The organism is Aquimarina sp. AD1 (assembly GCF_003443695.1).
Lineage (GTDB): Bacteria > Bacteroidota > Bacteroidia > Flavobacteriales > Flavobacteriaceae > Aquimarina > Aquimarina latercula.
The window spans coordinates 2,786,220-2,808,238 of record NZ_CP031966.1; the positions used below are offsets into that span (position 1 = coordinate 2,786,220).

Annotated in this window: 6 protein-coding genes; all 6 read right to left on the minus strand. The window is 30.3% G+C overall.

Annotated elements, in window-relative coordinates; genetic code table 11:
• Positions 1–107: 107 nt before the first annotated feature.
• The 6 genes from D1815_RS12425 to D1815_RS12450 all read right to left on the minus strand — a co-directional run bounded on the left by D1815_RS12425 (position 108) and on the right by D1815_RS12450 (position 21,997).
• The gene (locus tag D1815_RS12425) at positions 108–824 is read right to left on the minus strand and encodes a thioesterase II family protein (RefSeq protein ID WP_027392673.1); all 717 of its coding nucleotides are present in this window, start codon (positions 822–824) and stop codon (positions 108–110) included.
• A 99-nt stretch (positions 825–923) separates the two neighbouring features.
• Positions 924–3,308, minus strand: coding sequence for a TonB-dependent receptor domain-containing protein (locus tag D1815_RS12430; protein ID WP_118387303.1), 2,385 nt, complete (start codon positions 3,306–3,308; stop codon positions 924–926).
• A 226-nt stretch (positions 3,309–3,534) separates the two neighbouring features.
• Positions 3,535–12,711 carry a non-ribosomal peptide synthetase gene (locus D1815_RS12435; protein WP_118387305.1) on the minus strand — a complete coding sequence of 3,059 codons (9,177 nt, stop codon included), beginning with the start codon at positions 12,709–12,711 and terminating at the stop codon, positions 3,535–3,537.
• 34 nt (positions 12,712–12,745) lie between these two features.
• Positions 12,746–14,350 (minus strand): MBL fold metallo-hydrolase, encoded by a 1,605-nt coding sequence (locus tag D1815_RS12440; RefSeq protein WP_027392676.1) that lies wholly within the window; start codon positions 14,348–14,350, stop codon positions 12,746–12,748.
• Positions 14,351–14,383: 33 nt separating this feature from the next.
• Complete coding sequence (locus tag D1815_RS12445; protein WP_118387307.1) at positions 14,384–20,626, minus strand: non-ribosomal peptide synthetase; 6,243 nt, start codon at positions 20,624–20,626, stop codon at positions 14,384–14,386.
• A gap of 378 nt (positions 20,627–21,004) precedes the next feature.
• Positions 21,005–21,997, minus strand: coding sequence for a TauD/TfdA family dioxygenase (locus D1815_RS12450; RefSeq protein WP_027392678.1), 993 nt, complete (start codon positions 21,995–21,997; stop codon positions 21,005–21,007).
• Positions 21,998–22,019 lie beyond the last annotated feature (22 nt).

Consider the following 22,019-nt stretch of genomic DNA (forward strand, 5'->3'; position numbering starts at 1 on the left):
TTGATTAGATAAACAGCTACAAGAGATTTTTGATTTTCATATAGATAGCCCTAAGAAATATTATATCTAAATACTTAGTGTTTTTTACTGCCTATATAGAAGTGAGATTAAGCAAAGACAGCTTGCTTGTAACTCTGTTTAATTAATTGAGATAATTTAGTCTCGTGATTGTGAATAAAAAAGTGATTTCCAGACAAAATTTCATAATCAAAATGTCCTTTTGTAAACGTACTCCAATTCTCTATTTGTGAAACATTTTCTTCTTCTTCACCCATAATTGCACTAATATTAGTACTTAACAAGAGTCCTTCTTCTGAATATCTATTTTTTTCTAAAACTTCAAAATCAGCACGCATAATTGGACTAAAAAAATCATAAAGCTCATCATTATCTAAAATTTCATTAGGCACCCCTCCTAATTTTTTTAATTCTTCTTTAAACTTCAAATCTTCCATTAGATATCTATTCACTGCATCTTTATACATTCCTGGACCAGCGTTACCAGAAACTATTAGTGTATTTGGAGCATCACCAATTTCTTCCATTTTTTTGGTCACTGATAAGCCTAAAGTAGCTCCCATACTATGTCCATAAATCAAATAGGGCATATCATTTCTGCGCTTTATTATCTGTTTAAAATAATCATTGATTGTTGCTGTTTTTTCTAATAGAAAGCTTTCCTTATTTCTTTTTCCTCTACCTGGTAGTTCAAGAGGAATAAAATCAAAATCCGAATCGAGATGATTTTTCAAAAAATCAAAAGAATAGCAACTCCCTCCTGCAAAATGCAACAGAAACAATTGAGGTTTACTTTGTTTATGCATAACTTTATTTTTAATATTTTATATTATTCATGTTAATGATTATTAACTACCTCAAAAAACTGAGTAGCACAACAATGTATCTTACATAATTACAACACTTTAATTAACTCTTCTTTTTTCATCCTCGTTACCAAACTTTCTGTTTCTTACTTTTATTTTTTTATTTCCAAAACTATATACCAATGACATTCTGAAATATCTATTGCTAGGTCTACTTACATAATTCTGTCTGATTCCGTTTATTTCGGAAATCATTGTACGAGGACTGGTATCAAAAATATCATATACTCCCGCCGACACTTGAAGGCTTTTTTGTAGTAAGCTAAACTTTAGAATAAAATCTAATTTGTAACTTTCACTATTATCAAATAGATTTTTCTTGAAAGGAGAACTGTACCAATAATTCAATTGCGCTTTGATGGTTTTTGATTTATTTAAAGAAAAAGTATTATTGGTTGCAAAATAAAAACGAAATCCATTTTGTACTTGTGCATTTACATTTTCATTAAAGAATTCTGATTCTGAGTTTATTAAATAAAGGGTGTTTTGACTTGACCACCATTGAAATGCTGAAAAAGTATAAAACTGTGATAATCCATAGTTATAATTGGTGAAAAAATTCTGATAATTGATAACTTGATTATTCGTTTCATTATCTACAGATGGAATCACTCCAATACCATCTTTTTCAACACTAAAAAACAGACCTGTAGATGACTTTCCTTTATAGGTATGAGTTAACTCAAAATTATCTGTAAACGATGGTTGCAAAAATGGATTCCCTTCAGAAAAGGTATTACTGTTAATAAAAAAACGTGCAGGATTTAACTGTGAGTAACTTGGCCGATTAATTCTTCTACCATAATTCATAGAAAAAGAATTGCTTTGATTCATCTTATAAGACATATAAAAGGTTGGAAATAATTGGACATAATCATTGTTATTAACTTGATTTAAAGTCCTAGAAAACCCTTCAGTTTGTGTACTTTCCAGTCTTAATCCCAGTTGACCTTCCCATTTTTTACCTAATTTTTTAGATGCGTTTACGTATACCGCTTGTGTATTTTCGTCATACTCAAATTTATCTGATTGTTGAGGGTCTAATATTGGTTCTCCGGTAATGGTATTAAAAAAGCTAGTATCATACTTACTATTAAGTATACTCACCTTACCTCCATAAGACAAATTAAGTTTTTGCAAAGGGTGTTCAATATCCAATTTTCCACTATAATTTTTAATGTTCTGATTAGTTGTATTATTCGCAGAGAAATTAACCCCCAAAAGCTCGTTATTTGGGAGTACACTTTCAGTTACTATTGTTCTATCCTTATCTGAATTATATTCGAAATAATCTAAATCCACACTAATGCTTCTACCTAAAGTATCTAATTTGGATCTATAGTGTATGTTTGCAGAATGATTGTATAAGGATCTGTCATTAGAACCATCACTTATCAAAAGTGAATCTACAGTATTCTGGTTATTAAAAATCTCTGCGCTGGCAGTATCTGAAACATCCGGATCACCTACTTTACCCAGGTATTGAAATCCTAATGTCGAATTTTCGGTTAACTCATAATCAAACATTAATCTACCCGATAAATCTTTTGATTGTCTTTTTTGATTTGTATTGATTACCCAAGGACCATCTGTATAGAATATTTCAGCCTCCTGATCAACATCAATATCTCCAAGACTTGCATTTAAACTGAAAAGGAATTTCGTTTTGTTTTTTTGAAACGTAAAGTTATTTCTAAGAACATGTACAGGAAATAAAGCCTGTGTATATGTTAAAGATGTAGAATTATTCCAAGCATCTCTTAATCCCTTTTTATATACAATATTAATAAGGCCTGCATTTCCTCCCGCTTCATACTTTGCTGGAGGATTGGTTATTATCTCTATTTTTTTGATATCGCCAGCTGGAATCGAATTTAAAAAACTAATCAACTCTTCTCCCGAAAGTTGGATAATCCGATCATCCACCATCACTCTCATTCCACTTTTTCCTATCATCGTTATTTGGTCATCATCTACGGCAATTCCAGGAGCTACACTAAGTGCATCTAAAGCATCTCCTCCACTAGTTCCAATATTGTTTTCTACGTTAAAAACCAGTCTATCTACTTTCCTCTCAACTATTTTCTTCTTGGAAACAATAACTATTTCATCAAGCTCATTTTTTTCTTCAGATAAAATAATATCCTCTAAGACAGTATTATCCATAATAGAAACTTCTTTATAAAAACTTTGATATCCTATGAACGAAACAGAAAGTTTATACACACCTGTTTTTACTGTAATCAAAAAATTCCCATTATCATCTGTGATTCCACCATTTACTATCTTATCTGAAGTATCTTTCAAAATCACATTGGCAAATGGAATAGGGTTTGATTCATCAAATACTTTACCTTTTAATTCTACTTGAGAAACGGATATAAATGGCACAAGTAAGATTAGTAAAATTCTTATTTTTTTCATTGTTACTTTTTTTATTATTACTTTTTGTATTGTTACTTTTTTTATAGTTACCAATTCTATGTCTATTTCAATACTCCTTCTTTCATCATTTAATTTATATTATTACTTATAATTTTGATGATTTACCTATAGAAAAAGAATATTTTGAAAATATTAGACATTAATAAATGCTTTGGATAGGTTTTAAAAACGATTACTTATTATTAGAACTTATCCAAAGACAGAGTTACTCACAAATTAATTGATTCAAACCTAAAACAACATCTATCAAGTCTTTAAGTCTTAGAGAATCACTTTTGTTCTTGTGAATTTCCTTAGAGCATATTAATGATACCTCTATTGCATTGGAATAAACTGTACAAGCTATATTAACTGTATCTAACCAATCACCTTTCTGTTGGTCAACAATTATTTTATTATCTTGATTATCAAAACGCTTTATTTGTGCTCTTTCTTTGAAATTAAATCTACCTACCATATAATCTTCTATATCTTTCTGATAAGCTTGTAAGTAATCTTCTCTAATTATTTCAAAAGGCACTTTTTGATTTAATCTAGCGCTAACATATTTTTCATATACATCCTCTAGATATAATTTGTTGAAATCTTTTGTTGATTTCCTATAATGTAATGGCAATAAATTATCTACTACTCCCATTAAATCTGAGACTTCTAATCCTTTTATTTTTTGTTCTCGACCATTAACATTAACTCCTATTAAATATTTATCATTTAAAGATAATTCGTCTAATAGCCTTTGATAGGATGATAAAAATAATATACTTATTGGTAATCTATATTTTTCTGATATCTGCTTAATTGATTCTAGTTTTGAATCAGTAATAGTTATTTTTTGAGTTACATAGCTTAGTAGCCCCCTCTCACTTTTAATTGTTTTTTCAACATCTTGTAACCTCCGCATGGATTTTTTCCAATATTCTCTTTGAATATATCCTTCTTCTGACTTCAAAAACTTATTTTGCCAGGTTACGAAATCAAAATTAGAAGTATCTAACTTTTGTGTATTAAAGTTTAAATTTTCAAAAAATTGTTTTAATCCTTCCTGAACTTTATTTGCAGTATAATCATCTAATAGGGAGTGATGGATTCCTAATAGTACTTTAGCATCTCCATACTTATTATAATTAGACAAAATAAGTACCCTAATTAACTCTCCTTCTAATAAATTAAATGGCTCTAGAAAAAAAGAAGTAAGCTTGCTATCACTAAATAAAGAAGCTCTTTTTACTTTAATTTTTAAAGGAACCATATCAGAAGAGATATAGCTTTGTACAATTTCCCCTTTTTCTTTCTTATACTTAATACATAATGAAGGGAACATTGATAGGTATTTTCTAAACTGGTTTTCAAAAGTATTTTTATCAAAATCCTTAATAAAAGTACTTAACCTAACTTGACTATATTTAGACCTAAAAAAACGAAACTGGTTTTTTGATAGATTAATTTCATCTCCTATTACCCATTTTCTTGGACTTACAGCTATTCCTTCATTACTTAAACTTCCAACAAATTTGATTTTCTTTGCTAAGTCAATTACCATTGGTGTATTAAGTAGATCTCCTAGTTTAAGAACATATCCTTTCTGTTTCAAACGAGCTATTAATTCTACAGACTTAATAGAATTACCTCCTAAGGTATAAAAATCATCTTTTATACCTATAATATTACAATTTAGAACTTCTTTCCAAACCTCAATCAGTTCTTGCTCTTCTTTTGTTTCAGGCTTTACATATTTTGCTCCACTTGAAATATTAGTAGTATACTGCTCAAGTAATATTTTCTTGTCTACTTTTCCATTTTTAGTATATGGCATCTTATCCAACTCAACAAAATTACTTGGAATCATATACTCTGGTAATTTATCTAATAAAAACTCACGTAAATCTTTTCTATTAAATTCTTTTTCGCTCACCAAATATGCAATCAATTCTTTATTTCCAGATTTAGTTGTTTTTGATACTACCTTTACTTCCCGTATATTTTCATTAGATAATAAACATTTTTCAATTTCTCCTAATTCAATTCTATATCCTCTTATTTTGATTTGATCATCAGCTCTACCGATAAACTCTATAGTGCCATTTTTAAGCCTTCTACCTAAATCACCTGTTCGATATATTCTCTTTCCTTTTAAATATTGGTTATTAACAAATTTTTCTGATGTTAACTCCAGGTGGTTAAGATATCCCCTAGACAGACCAACCCCGCCAATACATATTTCTCCAATGACACCTGCAGGCTGAGGGATCATAAAACTATCCAAAATAAATATCTCATTATTATAAATTGGGTCTCCAATTACAGGAGACACTAAATACTCTTTAAGATTGTCTTTTGTTATTTGGAAAGTACAAACAGCTACTGTAGTTTCTGATGGACCATATGAATTCACTAACTGTATATTTGTATTTTCAACAATTTCTTTTACATCTTTCAAATTTTGACGTTCACCTCCGGTTAATATCAATCTTAAATCTAAGCTATTTTTGATGTTATATTCTCCGGAATTATTTAGTAAAAGATTTAAGTACGTTGGTGTAAATTTCAAAAATGTTATTTTTTTATTTAATATGTACTTTGAAACCTTTTCTGGGTCTTTCTGTATCAATTCATCCAAAAAGTGTAATGTTCCTCCATTAAGAATAGTACCATATAGACTTGTGTAAATAACATCAAATGACATACTAGATGATACAATACTGCTATCCTTAGAAGTTATTTTATATTCTTTTGTAAACCAATTATTATAATTCACTATTGATTTATGCTCAATTTGAGATCCTTTTGGCACTCCTGTTGTTCCAGACGTATATATCAAGTAAGCTAAATTTGAAGAATCATAATCAAGATTAAGATTTCTTTTATTATACTTATTCGACTCCTGAATTAGGCTTAGTATCTCTTTAGATTTAACAAATTCTGAACACTTGCTATCTTCTAGTATAAAATCCACTCTACTTGGGGGCAATTTTGAATCAATTATTGTATAGGCCCCTCCTGATTTCATAACACCCAGAATACCTATCAATGTTAAATAAGGTTCATCGCTAAGTTCAACCCCTATTGTAAAATCATCTCCTTTTCTTTTATCAATAAGGTATGAAGCTACACTATTTGAATATTCATTCAATACTTTATAAGTGATTTCTTTGCTTCCAGACACTATTGCTATATTCTCTGGTGTTACTTCTACTTGTTCTTGAAATAGGTCTACAATTGTTTTATCTGCTTCATAACTGACATTCGTTTTGTTAATTTTTGAAAATAAGCTATTTTCCTTTTGGGAAAAATATGTCAATGTATTCAAGGGTTGATTCGAACTTATAACAAACTGTTCAATTAAGTTATAGAAATGTTCTTTAATAGTGTTCATATCCTCAATAGAGTATACATTTTCATTAAATCTAAATTCTATAGAAAGTGCAGTTTGAGAAGGAGCTATGACGATTCGAAAATCATAATTTGTTTGTTCATATACATCTAATGATTCTAATTTTAAAGTATCACTTTCGTAATCTTGAAGATCCTCAAAATCATCTTGAATAGTTTCTTGAACAGGGTAGTTTTCGAACACTACAATATGATCCATCAAATCCATTCCTAATTCACTTTGCGATTGAACTTCTGATAGATTTAAATAATGATGTGAATTACTTGATGTAGCTTTTTGTTGTAAATCACTTAACAAGTCAATAGGTGTTTGAGTATTGCTATACTCGACTCGCACTGGAATTGTATTAATGAAAAGTCCAATCATATCTTCTACACCAGTTAATTCTGCTGGTCTACCCGAAACTACAGATCCAAAAACTACATCTTTTACATTATTATATCTAGAAAGTAAGTATCCCCATACTCCTTGTACAAAAGTATTTTCTGTTATGGATGAGTTCTGACAAACTACATTCAATTTTTGATACAACTCATCTTCTACTTTAAAACTGGTTTTTGTCTGCTTGTAAGAATATAAATTTTTAATCTCTTTTCGGAATGGTATTATTGTTGAGTTTGAATAACCTGATAAATATGTATTCCAATAGTCTAATGATTCTTTTTTGTTTATTTTATTTAACCATTCAATATACTTTGAGTAATTAACTGGTGATCCAAGAGTAAAGGATTCATCTTTTGCTAAACTCGACTGTATTTTATAAAAATCATTGATTAATATACTTATACACCATCCATCCATCAAAATATGATGATGACTCCAAATAAACTCATAAGACCCATTACCAAAATCCAATACTTTTAGCCTCATTTGGCAAGGTTGTTCAAGATCAAAACCTTCTAACCTATCCTCAGATTTTATAGAATCTATGTATTCCGTTCTTTCATTTTCATCTGTAAATTGACGTGCAACTTTCTCATAGCTAAAAGTACTCTCTATATTTTTCCAAACTATTTGTAAAGGCTTCCCAGCAAAATCATTCGTAAAACTTGTTCTCAGAATTCCATGCCTATTTACTAATCCATCATAGGCTTGTCTAATAGATGTCACATCTAATGCATTGTACTTAATTCCATATGAAACTTGCTCAAAGTACATGCTAGTAGATTTTTCAGTCAACCAATGGTAATACATCCCTTGTTGTAATGGTGATAATTCGTAAACATCTTCTACATCACCTTTTAATTGAATGGTTTTCAATTCGTTAAAACCTAAACCTTTAACAGTTAAATCTGAAGGTGTGATATTCTTAGAATCATCAATTGACAAACCTTCAATTAAACTTACCAGTTGTTTTTTATATGCTTCGATTAATAAATCAATCGTTTCTTGATGGTAAATAGCTTTAGGAAACCTTATCGACATGGTAAGCTGATTAGTAACCATCATTCCTGAAACATCTAATAAGACATCTGTTCCGTTTTTAGCATCTACACTTCTACCTATATCTTCATTTGCATAATCAAACAATGAGTCATTAGAGTTTCCTGCCTTACTCCCAAAATCGCCTAAATAATTAAATATAATAGAAGGTGTAATACCTGATTTTAAGCCACTAGTTAGATATTTTAACATCCCATATCCTATTCCTTTATTAGGAATTCTTCTTAGGTCTTCTTTTACTTTTATAAGTCCGTTTTTATTAGAATCAACATTAGATAAGTCCAACACAAAAGGATAAACTGAGGTAAACCATCCTACGGTTCTACTTATATCTATATTATTAATAATTTCCTCCCGGCCATGACCTTCCATTTTTATTACACTCTTATCTAACTGAAAAACCTCTTTAATTGCAAGTCCTAATGACGTAAGTAGTACATCATTAATCTCTGTATTGTAAACTCCATGGACTTTAGTTTGTAAAAGCTCTGTGGTTGCCTCATCTAAAATAAACGATGCACGTCCATTATGTTCTATAAAATTGACTGTTCTTTCTCTGTCTGTTGGCAAATTTGGAATTGATTTTTTACAAATTTCTTCCCAGTACGTCTTCTCTGATGTATTGTATAGCTCATGAGCATATTCTTTTTGTAAATGAGCCCATTTCTGAAAAGAATCTGTTTTTAATGGCAAGCACAACTTTTCATTTTTTAAACACTGATTGTACGTTGTCGATAAATCTTCTAAAAGTATTCGCCAAGACACTCCGTCTACTACCAAATGATGAAGAATTAGAGCCAATCGGTCACCATCACACAATCTAAAATGACCTATTTTTAACAGAGGTCCTTTTTCTAGATCAATACTAGATTGAATTGTCTCTGATACTTGAGCCATAATTTCTAAAGCGTCCTCTTTATCCTGAAGGTCATAAAAATCAACAGAATAATGCTTACTATCAATCCCCTTATTACATTGTTTTTGAATACCATTATCATTACTATACGTCATTCGTAAAACGTCATGATGTTCAACTAATTTACCCAAACACTTTTCTAAAATATCTGGATCAATTTGCTCGTTTATTTTTAACGCTACGGATTGATTATAATGATGTGGTATTTTAATAGTTGAAGCTTCAAAAAAGTAATGCTGAATTGGGGTTAATTCTACATCTCCTTTCACCTCTGATTGATCAATAATATTATCATTAATCTCCATCAGTTTTGCCACATCTTCCAAAACTGGTTTACGCAATAACTGCTCTACCTTAATAGTATATCCCTTTTGTTTTAGACGTGACACGACCTGGATTGATTTTATTGAGTCTCCGCCTAAATTGTAAAAACTATCTTTAACACTAATTGATTCTCTTTTTAAAACATCTTCCCAAACTGACACCAAGACTTTTTCTTCTTTAGTTTCAGCAGCGACATACTCTGTACCTGTTGATACATTTTCTACTTCAATTACTGGCAATCTTTTTTTATCTACTTTTCCATTAGACGTTAATGGCATATTATCAAGTTGAACAAAATGATTAGGCAGCATATAATCTGGAAGGTTTTGCGATAAGAAACCTCGTAAATCAATTGTATTCTCCGCTTGATCAGAAACTATATAAGCTACTAATTCTTTATTTCTATTAGCATCTTCATTAACTAGAACAATAGCTTCTCTGATGTTTTCTTTTGCCAACAACAAATGTTCTATTTCACCTAATTCTATCCTAAAACCATTAATCTTTATTTGATCATCTTTTCGTCCATGAAATATCAAGTCACCATTTGGAAGCCATGCTCCTAAATCTCCAGTTTTATAAAGTCGTTCTCCTTTAACGAAAGGGTTTTTTATAAATTTTTCTTTTGTTAATTCCGGAAGGTTTAAATAACCTCTAGCTACACCTTCTCCTCCAATACATATTTCTCCAAGAACCCCTTTAGGTTGTAATCTATTACTTTTATCCAATACATAAATCTTAGCATTTGTGATTGGTTTTCCTATTGGAATATTCTCTCCTACCAATACGTCTTTTGTTTCCATCTTAAACACAGAACCACAAATACTAGTCTCTGTTGGGCCATACGCATTGTAATATGTTCCTAATTCTGCATACTCCATTACTTTATCAAATACTGGTGACTCGCCAGCGGTAATAAGTGTTTTTATTCCTGACAAAGATTTCATATTCATCATTTTGAAATATGAAGGAGGAATTGTAGCGATATTGATATTGTTATTGTTTATATATTCTTCTAAAGATTTTGGATCCTTTCTTTTTTCTTGATCTATCATAAATAAATTCCCTCCTGATAGAAGTATTAAGAAAATTTCCCAGATGGAAGCATCAAAAGAAAATGATGCAAATTGAAGGCCGTTATAACTTGAATCTAACTCAAATTGATCAATTTGAGAAAGCATCGTATTCACAATTCCCTTATGCTCAATCATTACCCCTTTTGGTTTCCCTGTAGATCCAGAGGTATAAATTACATATGCAAGATCTGTAGGAATAACTACATTTTCAAGTTTGGTTTCATCGTAATTTGAAGGTTCAAATTCTACATCTATCGCAAATAATTCTCCTTCATAATAGTCCATATCAAACATAAAAGATGTTTCTGTTATCAACAACTTTAGATTAGTATCATCGACTATATGAGTTTTTCTAAGTTCTGGTAAGGCCGGATCAATAGGAATAAAAGCTGCTCCCGATTTTAAGATACCCAGAATAGAGATAATATAAGATTCACTCCTATCTAACTGAACACCAATAAAATCTCCTTTTTCTATTCCGTAATCAGTGATTAAACATTTAGACAGCTGATTAGAAATTTTATCTAATTCTGAATAGCTTAGTGTTTTTCCATTAAAAGAGACTGCCGTCTTATTTGGATTTAAGTTTACTTGTTTTTTAAAAAGACTTACTAATGTGTTTTTCTTTGGATAAGGTAATTCAGTTTGATTAAATTCACTTATTTGTTCACTTATTTCATTGTTACTCAAATAATTAATAGACCCTATTTTATCCTGAGTATTATTTAAAAGCGAAATAAGCAACTGTTTATAATGATTCATGAAACATTCTATCATTGACTTTTCATAAACATCCTCATTATATTTTAAGACAAATGATAGTTTTCCTTCAACTTCCTGAAAATGAACTTCTATATCATTCTTACATTTGGTAATTCCTAAATCTTTAACAACACTAACGTCTTCTTTGTCCAAAGTTCCTAATTGGGTATTATCCGTTATATTATGAAAGGATACAGAAATATCGAAAATGGGGCTTCTAGTCATATCATATTTCAAGTCAAGATCTTCTACAAGTCTATCGAAGGAATACATTTGATGTTCATAAGCCGAAAGTGTTGATTTCTTTACTTTATCAAAAAACTCCTCAAAAGTATCTTCTCCAGATACTTGATTTCTTAATGCCAAAACATTAAGATAAAAACCTATTTGATTTTCTAAATCTAATTGATCTCTTCCTGCAATTGGAGTACCTATAATAACATCTTCTTCCGAAGTATATTTATTCAAAAGTATGTTTAATGCAGATAATGCTCCCATAAACAAACTTCCTCCTCTATCCTGTGTAAAAGATTTTAGTTTATCGGTTATTGTAGAAGAAATAAATGTTCTTAAAGATCTACCGTTATATGTTTTGATTCTTGGGCGTTGTTTATCGGTCGGTAGATTTAACAAGGATAACTCTCCAGATAAATTTTCTAGCCAGTATTTTTTATCTTCATTAAACATTTTTGTGTCTAATTGGGATAATTGCCAAGAACTATAGTCTTTATATTGAATTCTTAATTCAGGTAAATTAGGTGTAATTCCTTTAACAAATGCTTCATAATATGTTAGTACATCTTTGGATAATACGTCCATTGACCATCCATCACTTATGATATGGTGCATATTATAATAAAAAACATATTCTGTATCTGATATTTGAAGAATAGCAACTCTTAACAAGGGACCCTTTTCTAAATCAAAAGGACGTTGTGAATCTTCTTTTATATAGGTATCTACAATGTTTGTATTAGTATCCTGTTCTCGATAATCCTTAAAATCTATTTTAAGATTTAATTCTTCTAATGGTAAAATCCATTGCCTTATCTCTCCATTACTATCTTCTTTAAAAATAGTTCTCAAGATTTCGTGCCGATTAACAGTAGAGAATATAGCCCTTTTTAATTTTTCTATATCATACCCTCCTTTTAACCTTACTGATGAAGGCATGTTATACGCTAAAGAAGTTCCTTCATATTGACTTAAAACCCATAACCTTTTTTGAGCATCCGATAGTGAATAATTTGTCGAAAGATTAATTACAGGTATTATCGGTGAAGTTCCTTCACTGTGCTCTATAGACTGTAGGTATTTTATTAGATCTTGTTTATTTAATTTAATTTCTTGAATTAAATCATTAGACAATTCTTTCTCGTACGATACTACCTCTATATTATTGTCATTCAATACAAGTCTAATATTCTCTTCCCTTAATCTAGTGGTTAACTCTTTAGCTGTATTTTCCATTATTAAATAATTTTCTTTTTAATTTAGATTTTTGTTAATATTCTATTGTTTTTTCTCCAAATAACCGCTCAGCATCAATATTTCTTCCAAGACATTCCTCTACCAGTTTATTAGATTCAACAATTGGTCTTGATTCATCAGTATACTTTATAGAACTAATAAACTCTAACCAAGGTTCTAACCCCATTGCATAAACAAATACATTTCTAGGATTAAAGATTTTCATTAAGCTCCTACCTTGATCATAATTACATCCCGCAAGACGGCGAGATTGATCTTTGTCCCTGTCCATTTTTTTTGATAACAGAGGGCCGTAAAGCCACGATAATGGAGCACCGTCACATTCCATTCCCAAAAAAAGCACGTCGATGTCTCCAATGACTGACTGTACTCTCTGATAAACTTCTGGTTGAACATTACAAGAATCTGCAGCAAATAATAGTTTAAGTTTATTATGAAGAGAAACATGAAAACAAAGTTTGCTTCTAACATCTAAATCCGAATGTTCTCCTATAAACGGAAGCCCTGTTATAATACATTTATCCATTTTGATAGATTCCATATCTCCTAACTCGATAACATTCTCGAAGCCAATATTATTTAGCATTAATTTTAAACTCGGATCCTGAAGATTCCCTCTACTACAACCAGGAACAACAATATTCTTGATCATATGCCTAAGCTGTAAAAGTGTCTCTAACAGTACGTGATCCTGATGATTATGAGTAATCAAAACATAATCTATTTCTTTAGGTAAGTCATTTACCGTAAATCGATTAATTTCTGTTTCGTACCCATCATAGCTAATTACAGGATCAACTAAAATTGACATCTCACTAGTTTCTACTAATACACAAGCATGTCCAAAATACCTCGTTCGTATCCCCGCCCCTTCATATTCTTCATATTTTTTAGGTGGTTCTTTAGTAAAAAAGCTTTTGAATAGTTCTTCCTGTTCAGGCTTAATCTGAAGTAGGTTTTTTATCTCATTATAATCTCCAGGCTCACGTTTCATTCTAAACAATTGATCAATTACCTGATTTTTAAAAGCGACATCTAGATGTATAAGGTTTTCATCCTCTAACCTTGGAGTACTTAAAACAAAGGGACGATCATCATCAGCTTCTACCAATTGCAATGAAATTGACTGAGAAGTTTCATCGTAGTATTTGCTTTGGTATAATAATGATTCAAAAAATCTATAATTTGGCTGATCATTTAGGTCATAGTACAACTCAACAAATCCTTTTAATGGTTCTGGTATTTTTGCATACAATGGTTCCATAGAATATCCCACCGCTTCTTTCTGAAGTAACTCATTTAATTCATGTATTGCGTCTCTCAATTCTAACATATTAGCTCTTTGATCGACTGTTTTATTCATTAAATCTTTGATCTCTTCTACTCGTCCTCCTTGATAATCAATAAAAGGACCTCCTAGCATTTCAGGTTTTTTAACTGCAGCAGCGTGAATTTTTGGATTTTTGATATAAGACTCCATAATCTTTAAGTGCCTGTCTTTAATATTCATTGCTGCCGTAGCAGGTGATACCAAATGGGACCAAGCATACCATTTATCTATAAGTCCTTCTATTGCGACATTGAATTTTAAATATTGTAGGTTTTCTGTTTTACTCATTTTTGATATATTTTTAAATAAAAAGTATTAGAATTAAATGACTGCTTTAGATACAATTCTACTTGTGTTAATACTTGTTTTTTGCCATGATTGATTTTCTATTTCATCTGATAAGGCTATAATTGTTGAATCGTGAAATAGGGTTGTCATATCGACGCGAACATCAAATTCTTCTCTAACTTTTGTGATTACTCGTGCTGCTTTTAAACTGTGACCTCCTAATGCGAAGAAATCATCTTCGATCCCTATATTTTTTCTTTCCAGTACTTCTTCCCAGATTGCTACTAATTGTTTTTCCTTTTCATTTCTTGGTGCCATATAATTAGAATCAATGGCAAAAACTCCATCAATTGGATCTGGAAGCAAGTTTTTATTTACTTTTCCATTTGCAGTTAAAGGAAAATCTTCTAAAATCATATACATTGATGGAACCATGTGATCTGGAATTTTCTTTAGAAGATATTTTTTCAAATCAACAGGTTTGATTTCTTCCTTTGTAGTTACATAAGCGACTAATTCTTTATTTCCAGAACCATCTGTTTTCAATAATACAATCGCATCATTAATACGTTTGTTAGCTAATAGATGGTATTCTATTTCTCCCAATTCTATACGATAACCACGAATCTTGATTTGGTCATCTTTTCTGCCTACAAACTGAATTTCACCATTTGGCAACCACTTACCTAGATCTCCGGTCTGGTATAATCGTTGATTTTCATTAAATTTATTTTTTATAAATTTTTCAGATGTAGCTTTTTCATTATTAAGATACCCTCTGGCTAAACCATCACCACTAAGACAAATCTCACCAACAACTCCAATAGGCTTCAACAAATTATATTCACTTAAAATATACGCTTGGCTATTATTTATTGGTCTACCAATAGAAATATCCTGAGATATTTCTTTAATACTATGGGTTAATGAAAAAGTAGTATTTTCTGTAGGTCCATAAGCATTTATAATTTCTACATTATCATACTCGCTTTTTAATTTTTGAATATGAGTTGGAGATAATTTATCTCCTCCAACTAATATTGTTGTCAAAGTTTCAAATATTTTAATCTCTAATTCAACTAGTTGATTAAACCACCCAGATGTGAACCACATTACATTCACATCATTTCTTTGTATCTCTCCCGATAGTTTATTTGTATCTAGTAATACTGCATTAGAGCATAAAATTAATTTGGCTCCATTTAATAAAGGACCCCAGAATTCAAAAGTAGTAGCATCAAATGAACAAGCCCCAGTTGCTAACAAAGTATCTTTTTCAGTAATATTGTAGTAGTTAGTAGACTTAACTAAACGAATTATGCTACGTTGCTCTATCATAACTCCTTTTGGCTTACCCGTAGAACCTGAAGTATACATCACATACGCTAAATCTGTAGATAGTGTCTTATTTTTCGGCAAATCTTTAGAATAGTTTATTATCTCACTTTTAAATGATTCTAATAAGTAATCATCAATTGTAAGTTTACATGAGCAATCTTCTTCCATATAACTTATCCTATCCTCTGGATAGCTAGGATCCAAAGGAACATAACATCCTCCAGATTTTAGCACTGCTAACTCTGCAATAATCCACCATTCACTTCTTTCTAATTTAATTCCAACAAATTCTCCATGTTGAATAGCATAATCTTTTAGAAGGTGATTTGCCAATTGATTTGATAGATCATCTAATTCTCTATATGTGTACTCCTTTTTTTCAAATACAAGAGCTATTTTATTAGGACTCTCATCAACTTGCTCTGCAAAAAGTTCTGTTATTGTCTTATCCTTTGGATACTCTTCTATAGAATTGTTAAAATCATGGAGCAATTGATATTTATCTTTCTCCGATAAATAATCAATCAACCCTATCTTTTGATCAACATTATCTAATATTATTGATACTAGTTTTCTGAAATGATTTATCAGGTTTTTTATGAATTGCTGATCATAGATATCCGTATTATACTTTATTCCAAAAGAAAGAGAATCTCCAACCTCCTGAAAATTAATTTCCAGATCAAATTTTGATAGCGTTGATTTAGTATGAACAATATCTTCAATATAATTTTTGTCAGCTTGGATATGCTCCTTTTTTTCTCCCGCATTTTGAAGAATTAGCATCACATCAAATAAGGGACTTCTACTTATATCTCTCTTCAATTCTAAATCATCTACCAAACGATCAAAAGGATAAGATTGATGTCTATACGCTGATAATGTATTTTCTTTAACATCATTAAATAGTTCTCGAAAACTATTATCTGGATTTATTTTGTTTCGTAATGCAAGTGTATTAATATAAAAACCTATTTGATCTTCAAGGCTTTTATGATTTCTGCCAGCTATTGGAGTTCCTAAAATTATATCCTTATCGGAAGTATAATGATAAAACATAGTATTCCAGCATGACAATAAACCTATAAAAAGACTACCTCCTTGTTCTTGACAAAAGTTTTTCAATCGCTGTGTTTCCTTTTCTGAGATGGTCGTTTGAAGCTTATCACCATTGAATGTTTTAACTTTTGGACGTTTTTTCTCTGTTGGAAGATTTAAAACCGGTAGCTCTCCTGACAAATTATCTAACCAATATTCTTTATGAAACTGATATTCGCTATTTTCAATTTGATTTAACTGCCAAAATGAATAATCTTTATATTGAATACTAAGTTCTGGTAAGCTAGGAACACTCATTTCCTCATAGCACTCATAATAATAAAGAACATCATTAAACAACACCTTATTTGACCAAGCGTCACTAATAATATGATGCATATTAAAGTAAAACACATAATGATCTTCAGAAAGATGAATCAAAGTCGCTCTTAGTAACGGACCATTATCTAATGAAAATGGCACAAAAGAGTCATTATCAATATAAGCCTGCGCAGTTTCTTCTTTGTTTTTAGAATCTCTTAGATCCTGATATCCCATTGTAAAACAGATATCTTCTTTAGCAACTACCCATTGTCTAACTTCACCGGATGTCTCTTCTCTAAAAATTGTTCTGAGAATCTCATGTCTATCTATAGTAGCATTAATAGCTTTTCTGAAATTTTCTATATCATATCTTCCTTTAAGTTCTATATAAGATGGCATATTGTAAGCTATTGAACCTTCTCGTGATTGACTTAGAACCCATAGTCTTCTTTGCGCATCAGATACTGGATAGCTTTCCGAAACTTCTACTTTCTCAATACTTATAAAGTTAGATTTATTTGAATTGGAAATTAAATTTGCATGAGATTCTAAAGTTAAATTATCGAACAATTCCTTAAGAGTCAATTTAACATCAAATGTCTTATGATATTCGTTAATCAACTGTGTTGCTTTTAGACTATGCCCACCTAAGAGGAAAAAATCATCTTTTGCTCCAATTTTGTTCTTTTGTAAAACTTCTTCCCAAATTAAAGCTAAATTTTGCTCTACTTGATTTCTTGGTTCTACATATTCGATACCGGTAGCAATTTCTTTATTTTTAAGACCGATCAAATATTCCTTATCTACCTTTCCATTAACTGTTAACGGCAATGTATCCATCTGAATAAAATATGTAGGCAACATATATTCTGGTAATTTTCCAACCAGATAACTTCTTAATTCTACTGCCTTAAAATCATTATCTCCCAGAACATACGCCACAAGCTCTTTTTCAGAGTTTTCATTTAAAGTGACTAAAACCAGTGCTTGATTAATGTCATTTTTAGTAAGTAATTGTTTTTCTATTTCTCCTAATTCTATTCTATGCCCTCTGATTTTTACCTGATCATCTTTCCTGCCAATATACTCTATGTTCCCATCAGGTAACCATCTAGCCAAATCACCAGTTTTATATAAGTTTCCTGTCTTTCCGAGAAGGTTTTTAACAAACTTCTCTTTTGTTAATTCTGGTCGATTAAGATAACCTACAGCAACACTATCTCCTTCTATTACGATTTCTCCTATAACACCTATTTTACAGGGTCTATTTTCATAATCAATTAAATTGATTTTTACATTCGAGATAGGTTTTCCTATTAGAATTTTTCCCTCTTCATTATGGATTTCTTTAGTTATACATCCTACTGTAGCCTCAGTAGGTCCATATTCGTTATATATTTTTATATCCTTATTCAAGGATATTAAGGTGGCTATTTGTTCCTTAGATAGCTGTTCTCCACCACAGATTACTATTTTAATATTTGTCTCTTCTATATTTAATTGCCCCACTAAAGAAATATGAGCAGGAGTTAACTTCAGAATATCAATATCTGGATTAATAAAACTCTCTTTTAATAATTCGGATATATCTAATTTTTCACTTCCAATCCATATCTTTTTTCCTCTTGTCAAGCTTGTGAATAATGAAGTTACTGTAAGGTCAAAAGAGACCGAGGTTATTAATCCCCAATTTCCAATATTTAGATTATGGAAGTAGTAATCATTTGCCCATTGAATGTAATTCATAAGGTTATTTTGACTAATCAAACATCCTTTTGGGTTACCTGTTGATCCTGAAGTATAAATACAGTAGGCGATATCGTCTGGTGCAATTCTTACCTTACAATCATCTGTCGATGATTCATAAATCTTCTTATCTGATGGTACTACTATCTCTACGTTAGAAAAATCATAGATGTTAAGCAAGTCGGAATCACTAATTAAAGTTTTTGCTTTACTATCTCTTAAAATAAATTGTATTCTTTCTTCTGGATATTCTTGATCAATAGGCACATAATATGCTCCAGCTTTTAAAACCCCAAGTATACTAACTACAAACCAACTTGAACGCCCTTGTAAAATAGCAACAGAATCTCCTTTTTTAATATTACATTGATTAATTAAATAATTTGAAAGTTGATTGGCTCTTCTACTAAGTTCTAAATAAGAAATCTCATTACCTTCATCGATTAAAGCAATGCTATCAGGGTTCTCTATTACCTGATCTTCAAAAAGCTTGATAATTGATTTGTTTGTTTCAAACTCTTTTTTAGTGTTATTTGATTCTTCAATAATTGCTTTCTCAAATTGGCATAACTCTAAACTTTTATTATTCGGTTCTAATTTAAAAAAGGATAGTAACTGTTTCTCAATAAGATTTATTTCTTTCTCTCCAAACTGTTCTTGATCATAGTATAATTCTACAGCAATTTTATCTCCATAATCAACACAACATACTTTAAGTTTAAACAGATCATTCACAGAATATATATCACTCACCTTAAATACACCTTCTGTCTCCTGAGAACTGAAATCCTCTATAAATTGAAAACAGTAGTTAAAGTTCTTGTCTTTGGATCGATTAGAACTATTTTCTCTATCTAAAGAAAAATAATCTGACCAGTTTTGTACGTTTTCAACCTGTGATCGAACCTGCTCTATTCTTGTAAAATCATTTATCTTTTGTGAAGTATCTATTTTAACGGGTATTGCTTTATTTATAACCCCTAGTGTATGATTTAACTCTTCATAGTTTCTCTTAAAAGGAATGTAACCAATAGTTAACTCATTTTTTTCAAATAAGGATAGGTATTCAACTAATTGAGAAAATAGAATATCACTAACATCACAATTTTCATCTTTACTTAACTGAAAAAGTTCTACATACTTTTCTTTTTCTATAACATGAATGTTCTTCTTTATAGGATTAAATAGAGATTTTCGTTCACCTGAAAAAGGTTCCAATCGATTTTCTATTTGAGGATCATAAGTGTCCCAAAAAATTGTTGCGTCAGGCTCTGGGTTATTAATTAATTCATTTTGCCAAGCAGCATAATTCACATAATCAATTTTCTCTATTTCTTCTTTATATTTTTCACGATCCAAAAGTGCCAAAGAAAGCTCTTGACAGAAAAACGAAATGCTATATACATCTCCCCACAATGCATATAATCTAATATAAACAGACTTTATATTCTCATTCTCTGTAACAAAACAGAATCTAATTGGTGAGTTTAAGTATGGACTATAAGGTTTACTAAGTTGACTATTAATATCATCTTCAAGATTTTCTGAACAACTATCAATTTTTTTGTAATCAATTTCTGATTCTTCAGAAGAAAATTGAACAGGGTAATTGTAATTCTTATTAGAGTAAATTTTTGATGAAAGTACTTGATGTCTTTGCACTACTGATTCAATCGCGGGCAACAATTGATCTAATGGAACATCCTTATACATTCGCAATTCTATCTGATTGTACAAAACATTAGAGTTATCCTCTTGAATTTTCCATAAATTTTTCTGATTAATGGAAAATTCATAACCATCAATATTTGTTAAAGTATTTGAATTCATAACGTATTTTTGAAACTTGAATTATTATTTAAAGCGTGAGTATTCATACATACAGTTAGTTGTATGTATATTGAAAAAAAGCAATAAATTGACTATAGAATTTCGATAGACGTAATACTTACCAGAAGATATTTTAAGTAAGTTTATGAAATTGGTGATGCAAATTATTTTTTTGGAATGCTACCGAAATTGGAACCATAAGAAACTCTAGCAAATTGTATTTTCAAACTAATGAGTTTTACCTGTAATACTTGATCATTAAAATAATTGATCCTGTTACTTGCTATGAAACGATTTTCTTTGATCAAACTGTTTTATTTGTATTTCTTTATAAAAACTGTATAAAATACTATTAAAAAAGAAAATATAAAGACTTGTTTATGATATTGATACAATAATTTTTCGATCTCCTTCGTAAGAGTTTCTTCCGTGTGACATTAGCATGTTATCCAAAAATAAAACATCTCCTTTTTGCCAAGGAAATTGTATTGTGGATTTTTCATAAGCATGTTTTATTTCAGAAATTTCTTCTTTTGATATTTCAGTACCGTCTCCGAAAAATGTATTATTTGGTAAATCATTATCAGATTCAACAGATTTAAGGATATCATCATTCAGCATGTGTTTATTAAAAAACAAACTATGATTAAACCACACCATTTCTTTTGTTTCTGGGTGTTCCCATATTGCTTTTTTAGTCCATTTAAGAATTAGCGTGTCCTCATCTTGCCAATCAAATAGCATTCCTGATTTCTTACATTCGTCCTCAACTACTTTTCTATCCTTAGTTTGAAAAACTTCTTGCCAAGATAAACCCAATAATCCGTTAAGATTTCTTCTATAAAGCACTCCTTTTTCTAAAAATTTATTTTTTAAACTCTCGCTTAGAAAAGTTACTATCTTTCTATTATCTGCTATTGGTGTTTCTCCTTTTTTTATCGCTGGTTGCACACAACAAAACACAATTCTTTTAGGGTGATTAGGAGCGTATGAGCTTTCACTATGCATGTTTATTATTTGATCATTTGGGTAGGTTGTAGATACATAAACATTATTATCGATCTCAAAACGAGGAGATGATCTCATTTTATATTCTAAAAGTTCATTTGGAAATTTACTCATCAAATTTTGAAATTTCTCTACACTATTAACGTTAAACCCTCTTAATAAAATTGCTCCGTATTTTTTTAAATTAGAAGTAAATAAGTTTTTATTGTCAATTATCCAATTTTCTAAATTAAAACCCGAATTAACTGGTTCTACAACAAGAGGAAATTGGTCTATATTGTTCAAAAATGAATTTCTAACCTCTTCGCCATCGCTTATTTTCTTTACTTTTATATTTCTGAATTTTTCTAATGTGTTTTTCATTTTAGTGATGTTTTAGTGATAT